This window comes from Mesorhizobium sp. M7A.F.Ca.US.006.01.1.1, from assembly GCF_003997935.1.
Classification (GTDB): domain Bacteria; phylum Pseudomonadota; class Alphaproteobacteria; order Rhizobiales; family Rhizobiaceae; genus Mesorhizobium.
This window is the reverse complement of sequence record NZ_RZQL01000098.1, coordinates 1-10000: the sequence shown is the minus strand read 5'-3', so window position 1 is coordinate 10000 and position 10000 is coordinate 1. Positions and strand designations below refer to the sequence as shown.

Below are 10000 nucleotides of genomic sequence, written 5' to 3'. Positions count from 1 at the left end.
TGCCGAGAGCATGGCCGGCTCCTACGACGTCAAGATCGTGCCGGAAAACGTCTCGGTGGCGCCGCGAGCCACCGTTGACGACCAGGCGCCGGCTTTCGCCGAGGAAATCATCCCCTTCACCAAGGATCTCGACGTCACTGAGGCTTTTGCTGATTCGGGCTACACAGGTGAAGATGCCACCGGAATGGCCGAAGCCATCGCCAAGTTGCTCAATGCGACAGCGCTCAAGGCTGGAACCGTGCTGCGTGTCGGCCTCGAGGTTCACGGCGATGCCGCCAAGGTCGTGCGCACAAGCGTCTACGACCGGACCCAGCACATCGTCACCATCGCGCTCAACGATCGCGGCCAGTATGTGCCGGCACAGGAACCGGATCCGAACCCCGAATTGCTGACGGCCTTCGATGATTCGTCGGCGCCGGTCGTGGTGCGCGGCAACCTGCCCAACGTCTATGACGGCATCTACCGCGCCGCCTATTCCTACGGCATGTCCAAGGCGATGACGCAACGGTTGATCAAGCTGCTGGCGTCCGACGTCGACTTCCAGTCCCGCCTCAGCCCCGCCGATCGAATCGAAGTCCTGTTCTCGCAGCCCGACGGCGACGACCAGACCTCGGACAGCTCCGAGCTTCTTTACGTCTCGGCGACGTTCGGCGGCCAGACCCGCAACTTCTACCGCTTCCAGATGCAGGACGGCGGCACCGACTATTTCGATGAGGACGGATCGAGCGCCGAGCAGTTCCTGTTGCGCAATCCCCTGCCCGCCGGGAAATTCCGCTCCGGTTTCGGCGCCCGCAGGCATCCCATCCTCGGCTATGTCCGCATGCACACCGGCGTCGACTGGGCAGCCCCCATCGGCACGCCGATCATCGCCGCCGGCAACGGCACGGTCGAGAAGGTCGGCTGGGCCGGCGGTTACGGCAAGCAGATCATCATCCGCCACGCCAATGGCTACGAAACGTCCTACAATCACCAGAGCGCCTTTGCCAAAGGCATCGAACCGGGCGTGCACGTCCGCCAGGGCCAGACCATCGGCTTCCTCGGCCAGACCGGCCTCGCCACCGGCCCGCATCTTCACTACGAACTGATCGTCAACGGCACCAAGGTTGATCCGATGCGTGTCCGCCTGCCGGTCGGCAAGGTGCTTAAGGGCGATGACCTCGTCGCCTTCAAACGCGAGCGCGAGCGCATCGACGAACTGCTGAAGCAGGAAGACAGCGATTCGCTGAAGGTCGCGAGCGCCAAGATCGACGGTTGATCCGCTTCAGCCTGGCGTCTCTTCGGCCTGTCGCGGCCATGGCAATCGCTCACCGGGAATGGTCGCCCAGGCGATGACAGCCGCAAGCAGGCAAAGCAGCGCGGTCACCGAAGAAACAGCGGCAAACGCGGCGTCGCTGGCGGCGAGCCTTGTCGCATCGATGGCCGGAGCAAGCCCGGCTGGCGCCGGTTCACCAAATCCTGGGATGCCGGACGTTGCGCTCGCGTCCAGTGCATTCGCGTAGACCCATGCGGCAAGCGAGCCCATCGCCGCCACCGCGATCAAACCACCGATGCGTGAGACGGCATTGTTGATGCCGGAGGCCGCCCCCGTGTCCTTGTCCTCCACCGCCGTCATGATCGCGGTCGATAAAGGCGACACGACCAGAGCCATGCCGAGCCCCATCAGCCCCATCAGCGGGAATGTTCCCGTCCAGAAATTGTGGATCCCGGCGTAGGTGAGCAAGGCCAGCCCGGCAAACGCAAAAGCCACGACCAGGCTGCCGCAGGCGATCGGAAAACGCGGTCCGATCCGGTCCGACAGCTTGCCGACAGGTCCCGACAAAAGCGCGATCGATGCCGACAGGGGCAGGAAGATGAACCCGACCTCGGCCGTGCTCAGCCCCCAGCCGGCGATCAGCAGCATCGGCAGGTAGAAAAGGTTGGCCGACAGCGCAAAATAAAGGAAGAACGTCGCCACATTGGCGCCGGCGAAAGCACCGACACGAAACAGGCTGAGGTCGATCATCGGCTCGCTTTGCCGAAGCTCGAAGACGATGAAGACAGCCAGCAATACGACGCCTGCGGCAATGCTCGGCCCTGCCATGAGGGCCTCGCCGCTGGCGCTCATGGAGGTCAGCCCGTAGGCAAGCGCGCCGAAGGCCAATGTCGCGAGCGCTGCACCGCCGAGATCCAGGCTGCGTTTCTCCGTCGGTGTATCGGCTGGAACTTTGGCCAGCAGAAGCCAGATCGAAATCAAGCCCAGCGGCAGGTTGATGGCGAAGATCGCCCGCCAGATGCCGTCGCCGAAGGCCGACAGCACGAAGCCGCCGAGCACCGGCCCAAGTGCCGTGGTCAGCGCCGAAGCCGCCGCCCAGATGCCGATAGCGCGGCCGCGTTCTTTCTTCGGGTAGGCCTTGGCGATAATGGCAAGGCTGCCTGGCACCATGATCGCTGCGCCAATGCCCTGGACGGCACGAAATGCAATCAGCACCACCGCATTCGGCGCCAATGCACAGGCCAGCGAAGCGACGATGAACAGCGCAATGCCGGCCACGAAGGCGCGGCGCAGGCCGAATCGGTCGCCGGCAGCACCCCCGGCCAGGATCAGCGCCGACAGCGTCAACGCATAGCCATTGGAAATCCACTGCGCCTCGGCAAGGCTGGCGCCAAGATTGACGCGGATCGCCGGTGTGGCGATGGCCAGGATCGAGCCGTCTATGAAGCCAAGCGCCGAGGCCAGGATTGCCGCGATCAGCACAAATCGCCGCTGCGACTGCGGACAAAACGTTCCATTCGCGACCGGGCTGGTCAGCGGGACGGCGGCAGCTTTACTCGGTGAATGCATGAAACCTTGCTTAAACCCCCAGCGCACCGGCAACAACCGGCCAGTGGCTTGCTGTCGCTGAAACCAGCCGTTTGGCCAGGGTCGCATTCTTTCAGGGTGCAAATGGCACGGTCATGCTAGCCTCGTTGCGTGCGGCCGGCGGGAATTTCGATAAGGCGACCCCTGAAGCTCGGCTTCATCCTGATCGTGCAGCTGGTCCATGCCGCCGCACTTCACAGTTCACTGCTGCGCAAGGTTATCGGCTGAAGGTCCGCCGACAAACTCCACCGTCACACCCGGCGAAACCAATTTGGCCAGCTCCCTCGCATCCCAGTTGGTCAGGCGTACGCAGCCATGGCTTTCGGTCTTGCCGATCTTCGACGGGTCCGGGGTGCCGTGGATGCCGTAGGTCGGCTTGTCCAGGGCGATCCAGACCGAACCGACGGGACCGTTCGGGCCCGGCGGAATGGTCAGGACCTTGTCGTTTTGACCCTGCTTGAAATTGATGCTGGGATTGTAGGTGTAGTTCGGATCGAGCGCAACGCGCGACACCGTGTGTATGCCGGACGGTGACGGCGTATCCGACGAGCCGATGGTTGCGGGATAGGCGGCGACCAGTTTGCCGCCGGCGTCATAGGCGAAAACCTCTTTCTTGTCCTTGTCGGCGACGATGCGCGCCACCGGCGTCGAAACCAGCCTGCCGAAATTGGCGACCTTGATGATCGTGCCGGGACGATTGAAATCGACCTCCGGGTTGAGCGCCTTGAGATAATTCTCGTCCATGTGAAAGCGCTCCGCGAGCGCCTCGGTCACCGACGTATAACCCATGCGGTCGAGTTGCGCCTTCTGGCTGTAGTCTTCCGGGATCGACGCGACATAGGGACCGGCCGCGTCCTCCGCTGTGATCGTGTAGTTGGCGAAGGCATCGCCGCCGGATTGCGCAAGTGCCGCCTGGATGGCGACCGCGTCGGTCGATCGCAGACTGGCGCCGGTGATCTGGTTGTAGGCGGCGAGCGCCTTGTCGACATTCGAACCGAAACGCCCGTCGATGACGCCAGGCGAAGCGCCACCCCGGTCGAGCAGCACCTGAAGGGCGGCGACATCCTGGCGCGCTCCCAGCGAAAGTGCCGGGGCAGCGGTGGTCTTGTCGCCGGCCTTTGGCGGCAGAGCCGCCTGATCGGCTGACGTCGCCGGCTGGGCAGGGTCTATTGAGGCCTCGTTCAGCGGCTGGCGCTTGATGGTACCCGGCTTTGCCGGCTGCGGCGCGTCGGGATAATTGTCGTCGTAGCTGCCATCGTCCTGCGGTGCGGGAGGATAGGCCTCGACGGAATTGTCCCCATAGGGATCGTACTCGTCCGCCGGCGGCGGGATAACGCGGCCTTCCTCTTCCAACTGCTTGCGGCGGAACCGCGCCATGTCTTCCGGATCGTCGAGATAGTAGCGGTCGTCGCCGTCGGGGGCGCGACCCAGTTCGCGCAGTCGTGTCTCGCGGCGCAAGGCGCGGCGGTCGAGCCGGGTCTGCGGCGGCTGGATGGCGATCACCTTGCCGGTATCGGCATCGACGATGACGCGGTTGCCCCTGGCGTCGTAGTAGATGTCGAGATTGCCGTCCTGGGCGACAAGGATGCCCCCGGTATCGGCGGCGCGGACAACCCTTGGCGCATTGTCCGTCGTCGGCGCGGCGAACGCCCCGGAAGACACAAGCCCGGCGGCTAGCGCCGAGAGGGCAAAGATCGTGCGGAACATGGTGGCCAAATTCTCCGGTCCGTAAATTTGCCGCCGCCGGCATTGTCTTCTGGCGAACCCCTTCGCCAGCAAACCAGTTACCCCATCCTATGGTTCCAACATGAACCGGGCATGAAGATGGCGGTTTTCCGGCGCCTCAAGGAATATAGACTAGCTTCCGGCAAGTCCCAATTCCTTGCGCGCCTGCCTGGTAAGCTTCAGGGCGACAAGGCGATGGCTCTCGCGCAAATAGTCCTTCAGCGCGGCATCATCCATGCTCTGGCTTGTCCGACGCTGGATCCATGTCATGCCGCGCGAGGCTAGATAGGGCGCGGGCCGCAGCCCCGGCTGCTCCTTGAGCACATCATAGGCGATATCGGAGCATCTGAAGGTGACGAAGAGCTGCTGGCCATCGTCCCAGCCGCCGATCGCGAAGACCTTGGTCCCCACCTTCCAGACGTGGGCGCCGCCCCACTGGACGACATGGGTCGTCGCGGGCAGCGAGTCGCAGAAGCTGTTGTAGTCGTCCAGTGTCATCCGCCCCACGTTTCATATGAAAACGCCGCGCGTCCAGGAAGGACGCACGGCGCTGGATCAGGCTGCCACTTCCGCCGCGACGATCGTCGGCTTCGAGCGGAAGTTCAGCCGGTCGGATCCGGCTGTCACCTTGACGGTCGAGCCGTCGAGGATGTCGCCGAGCAGGATCTTCTCCGCCAGTGGGTCCTGCAATTCCTTCTGCATCACCCGCTTCAGCGGCCGCGCGCCATAGGCCGGGTCGTAGCCCTTGGCGGCCAGCCAATCGACCGCCTCCTGGTCCAGCGAGAGCGTGATCTTGCGGTCGACAAGCAGGCTCTCGAGCCGCTTGAGCTGGATCTCGACAATGCGGCCCATATCCTGCCGGCGCAGCCGGTGGAACAGGATCACTTCGTCGACACGGTTGAGGAACTCCGGCCGGAACGATGCCTTGACGACATTCATCACCTCGTCGCGGACTTCATCGACATCCTGGCCCTCGCCGAGATTGACGAGATATTCGGCGCCCAGGTTCGACGTCATGATGATCAGCGTGTTGCGGAAGTCCACGGTGCGGCCCTGCCCGTCGGTCAGGCGGCCGTCATCGAGCACCTGCAACAGCACGTTGAACACATCGGGATGCGCCTTCTCGATCTCGTCGAACAGCACGACCTGATAGGGCCTGCGCCGCACCGCTTCGGTCAGCGCGCCGCCTTCCTCATAGCCGACATAGCCGGGAGGCGCACCGATCAGCCGGGCGACCGAGTGCTTTTCCATGAACTCCGACATGTCGATGCGCACCATCGCGCTCTCGTCGTCGAACAGGAAGCTCGCCAGCGCCTTCGTCAGTTCGGTCTTGCCGACGCCCGTCGGCCCTAGGAACATGAACGAGCCGATCGGCCGGTTCGGATCCTGCAAGCCCGCGCGGGCGCGCCGCACCGCTTTCGACACAGCTTGCACCGCCTCGCCCTGGCCGACGACGCGCTTGCCGATCTCGTCTTCCATGCGCAGCAGCTTGTCGCGCTCGCCCTGCAGCATCTTGTCGACCGGAATGCCTGTCCAGCGCGAGACAATATGGGCGATATGGTCGGGCTGAACCACCTCTTCGACCATGCCGACCTTGCCGTCCTGGGCCTCGGCCTCCTTCAGCTTCTTTTCCAGCTCCGGAATCTTGCCATAGGCAAGCTCGCCGGCGCGCTGGAATTCACCCTTGCGCTGGGCAATGGCAAGGTCGTTGCGCGCCTCGTCGAGCTGCTTCTTCAGATCGGCGGCCAGCCCGAGCTTCTGCTTCTCGGCCTGCCACTTGGTAGTGATCTCGGTCGATTCCTCCTCGAGGCCGACGAGCTCCTTTTCCAGGCGGGCGAGCCTGTCCTTCGAAGCATCGTCCGTCTCGACCTTCAGCGCCTCGCGCTCGATCTTGAGCTGCATGATGCGGCGATCGATCTCGTCCAGCGCCTCAGGCTTGGAATCGACCTGCATGCGCAGCCGCGATGCGGCTTCGTCGACCAGGTCGATCGCCTTGTCCGGCAAGAAGCGGTCGGCGATGTAGCGGTTGGACAGCGTCGCCGCCGCCACCAGCGCCGAATCCGAAATGCGCACCTTGTGGTGCTGCTCGTACTTCTCCTTCAGGCCGCGCAGGATCGAGACGGTGTCTTCCACCGTCGGCTCATCGACGAACACCGGCTGGAAGCGGCGGGCAAGCGCTGCATCCTTCTCGACATGCTTGCGATACTCATCGAGCGTGGTGGCGCCGACGCAGTGCAACTCGCCCCGCGCCAAAGCCGGTTTCAACAGGTTCGACGCATCCATGGCGCCATCCGCCTTGCCGGCGCCGACCAGCGTGTGCATCTCGTCGATGAACAGGATGATGTTGCCGTTGGCCGAGGTGACTTCGGAGAGCACGGCCTTCAGCCGCTCCTCGAACTCGCCGCGATATTTGGCGCCGGCAATCAGCGAGCCCATGTCGAGCGCCATCAGCTGCTTGTCCTTCAGCGATTCCGGTACGTCGCCATTGACGATGCGTAGCGCCAGGCCCTCGGCGATCGCCGTCTTGCCGACGCCCGGTTCGCCGATCAGCACGGGATTGTTCTTGGTGCGGCGCGACAGCACCTGGATGGTGCGGCGGATCTCGTCGTCACGGCCGATCACGGGGTCCAGCTTGCCGGCACGGGCATCCGCGGTCAGGTCGCGCGCGTATTTCTTCAGCGCGTCGTAGCCTTGTTCGGCACTCGCCGAATCGGCGGTGCGGCCCTTGCGGACATCGTTGATGACCTGGTTGAGCGCCTGCGCGGTGACGCCGGCCTTGGACAGTATGTCGGCGGTCTTGGCCGATTTTTCCATGGCGAGCGCCTGCAACAGCCTCTCGACCGTGACAAAGCTGTCGCCGGCTTTCTTGGCCAGTTCCTCGGCGGTCGAAAACACTTTTGCCAGCGGCTGCGCCAGGTAGAGTTGGCCATTGCCACCCTCGACCTTGGGCATCGCCTCGAGCGCCGTCTCGACGCCAAGCTTGACGTCGCGGACATTGCCGCCGGCGCGTTCGATCAGCGACGCGGCCAGGCCCTCGTCGTCGTCGACGAGCACTTTCAGGATATGTTCAGGGGTGAATTGCTGGTGGTTGCGGGACAGCGCCATAGTCTGCGCGGACTGGATAAAGCCGCGCACACGCTCTGAGTATTTCTCAAGGTTCATATCTGTCTCCTTCCATCACCGGCCCGCTTTGCGGCACCGGATCCGATTGCGGTGACGGACCCGCCCATTCGAGCCGGGTCCAGTTGAGGCTGATATGGTGCACAGGCCCCGAACCCTCAAGACGTCTCGATATCGGCAACCGCATAATATTGCACAGCCGCCCAAACGAAAACGGCGGAGATTTCTCTCCGCCGTTCAATGCCTTGAAATGCCGTTCGATCAGTTGTCGATATCGACATTGACCGGTTGGGCGTTGCCGCTGTCGACCGGGGCCGCAGCCACCTCGCCGGCGTCGGCCACGGAATTGGCATTGTCACTACCGCCATCAACCTGATCGGCGTTGACGCGCGGGCGGCGCGGACGACGCGGACGACGGGCAGCCCCGCTTTCGGCGGCCGCCTCGTTGAGTTCGGCCTGGGCAGCAAGACCTGCCGGGGAAAGGTTCTCGAACACCGGAGCCGGTTCGGCCGGCGCTACAGATTCGGTCGGCGAAACGGCTTCGCCCTGAACCGGGGGCTCGTTGCTCTGGGGCTGACTACCTTGCTCCACAGGCGAACCAAAGTCGCGCTGGCCGTTCTGGCCATAACCGCCATTGGGGCGACGATCGCGTTGGCGCCCGCCATTGTTGTCGCGGCCACCATTGTTGCGCCCGTTGTTGTCACGGCTACCATTGTTGTCGCGGCTCTCGCGGCCACCTTCCCGGTTCAGCGCAACCTCGGCCGGCGTCCCTTCGATGACCGGCTGCGGGCCGGCGCCATGGTTGATCACCGGAACCTGGACATCGGAAACAGTGTTGCTGTTGTTGCCGGCATTGTCGAAATCGTCGCGATCCTCGTCGCCGTCCTCGTCGAAATCATCGCGATTCTGCTGCGCGTTCTGGATCGGCATCTGCGCCTGTGCGGCCGCGATGATGCGATTGTAATGCTCGGCGTGCTGGAGATAGTTCTCCGCCATGACCCGGTCGCCGGAGCTGTGAGAATCGCGGGCAAGGGTGGCGTATTTTTCAGCGATCTGCTGAGCCGAGCCGCGGATCTTCACATCCGGGCCATTGCTCTCGTAGTTGCGCGTCAGGGGGTTTGGTCCCTTGCGGTTGTTGTTGTTGTTATTGTTGTTATTGTTACCACCGCCGCCGCCATTATTGTTGCGACCGCGCATGCGCCTGTTCTGCTGTTGTGGCCTCATCAAACTCTCTTCATTTTGAAATTTTCGAAAAACTCTTCACGAACGGAGGCGCTCATGCAGCCAGCCGTTTCGTCTCTTCACCGGCGTTCGCCCGCATCGATTGCGTTGGCGCCACGTGCCATCCTGTTCCGGTTACATCACTTTGCCGGACGATTCCCGCACGAAGCTTGGGCATCGTTTGCGCAAGAAGGCAGCTATTTCCAAGGAAAACCGAATCGCTAAGAGCACTGCCTGCTTCGTCTCATCCGGTTAAGGCGACCCTAGCCGCATTCCCCGGCATTGCCAAGCGCTTTTTTGCACTGCGTCAAGGCTTTATCCTTTCAAAGACAATAACCCTGTCGTTTCCACCGAGGTCACGAAAAGCACCACTCGGCACGTAGCCGGCTGCAGCGAATATCTCGCAGACCTCGTTGCGTTGCGTATGGCCGATCTCGACCGCAATCCTGCCTTCAGTTTCCAAAAACCTTACCGCTTCCGCGGCGATGGTTCTGTAGGGGTTCAGACCGTCCGCGCCGCCATCCAAGGCCAGGCGCGGGTCGAAATTGCGGACTTCGTCCTGCAGATTTCCAATGTCTTCCGTGCTTATATAGGGAGGGTTTGCGGCGATTACATGGTACCGGCCGAAAACTTTTTCGAACCAGTCCGACTGCAGCGTCGTGAACCGGCCTGCAAGGCCCAGTTGCCTGGCATTACCGGCCGCCGTCGCCAGCGCACCCGCGGACAGATCGACGCCGGTTGCGATCGCCGTCGGCACGACGCTGAGCAGCGCCAGCGCAATGGCGCCGGTGCCGGTGCCAAGATCAAGGATGCGGCACTCGCCTTCCCGCGCCGCAACTGCCTTGACGAAGGGCAATATCGCCTCGACCAGCGTTTCGGTATCCGGCCGCGGCTCCAGCGTTTCCGGCGACAGCGACAGGCGCAAACCGTAGAATTCACGATAGCCGAGGATGCGATGCACCGGTTCGCCGCCAGCGCGGCGTCTCAGGGCGGCATCGATTTCGGCAACAACGCCGGCGCCGAGCCTGCGTTCGGGCTCCGCGATGGCCTGCGTTCGCGTCGTACCAGAAAAATGCTCGACGATCAGCCTCGCAT

7 protein-coding genes (1 of these 7 cut by a window edge) are annotated in these 10000 nt (G+C 63.3%); 1 reads left to right on the top strand and 6 read right to left on the bottom strand.

All coding sequences use genetic code 11. From position 1 onward, the window contains the following. Positions 1-1255 carry the 3' portion of a M23 family metallopeptidase gene (locus EN943_RS18145; protein WP_027038185.1) on the top strand. It extends 713 nt beyond the left edge of the window, so only the last 1255 of its 1968 coding nucleotides appear in the window; its start codon lies beyond the left edge, outside the window; the stop codon is at positions 1253-1255. Between the two features lie 6 nt (positions 1256-1261). On the opposite strand, the gene EN943_RS18140 is transcribed toward EN943_RS18145, so the two are convergent. The 6 genes from EN943_RS18140 to prmC all read right to left on the bottom strand — a co-directional run. Next, on the bottom strand, positions 1262-2821 hold the full coding sequence (locus EN943_RS18140; RefSeq protein WP_127414000.1) for an MFS transporter: 1560 nt from the start codon (positions 2819-2821) through the stop codon (positions 1262-1264). Between the two features lie 219 nt (positions 2822-3040). After that, entirely contained in the window at positions 3041-4546 is a 1506-nt protein-coding gene (locus tag EN943_RS18135) for a L,D-transpeptidase family protein (protein ID WP_127413998.1), read from the bottom strand. 150 nt (positions 4547-4696) lie between these two features. Continuing rightward, positions 4697-5062 carry an MmcQ/YjbR family DNA-binding protein gene (locus EN943_RS18130; protein ID WP_127413996.1) on the bottom strand — a complete coding sequence of 122 codons (366 nt, stop codon included), beginning with the start codon at positions 5060-5062 and terminating at the stop codon, positions 4697-4699. 57 nt (positions 5063-5119) lie between these two features. Beyond that, positions 5120-7726, bottom strand: coding sequence for an ATP-dependent chaperone ClpB (gene clpB / locus EN943_RS18125; protein ID WP_127413994.1), 2607 nt, complete (start codon positions 7724-7726; stop codon positions 5120-5122). Between the two features lie 219 nt (positions 7727-7945). After that, a complete protein-coding gene (locus tag EN943_RS18120; protein ID WP_127413992.1) occupies positions 7946-8908 on the bottom strand; it encodes a DUF4167 domain-containing protein in 963 nt (320 codons plus the stop codon). 304 nt (positions 8909-9212) lie between these two features. After that, the coding region (gene prmC, locus EN943_RS18115; protein WP_127413990.1) for a peptide chain release factor N(5)-glutamine methyltransferase at positions 9213-10000 on the bottom strand (788 nt) is incomplete at its 5' end.

Bases quoted from the DNA above. Each gene is read 5' to 3' on its own strand.
- EN943_RS18140 (WP_127414000.1), bottom strand. From the start codon at position 2,821: ATGCATTCACCGAGTAAAGCTGCCGCCGTCCCGCTGACCAGCCCGGTC.
- EN943_RS18135 (WP_127413998.1), bottom strand. From the start codon at position 4,546: ATGTTCCGCACGATCTTTGCCCTCTCGGCGCTAGCCGCCGGGCTTGTG.
- EN943_RS18130 (WP_127413996.1), bottom strand. From the start codon at position 5,062: ATGACACTGGACGACTACAACAGCTTCTGCGACTCGCTGCCCGCGACG.
- clpB (WP_127413994.1), bottom strand. From the start codon at position 7,726: ATGAACCTTGAGAAATACTCAGAGCGTGTGCGCGGCTTTATCCAGTCC.
- EN943_RS18120 (WP_127413992.1), bottom strand. From the start codon at position 8,908: ATGAGGCCACAACAGCAGAACAGGCGCATGCGCGGTCGCAACAATAAT.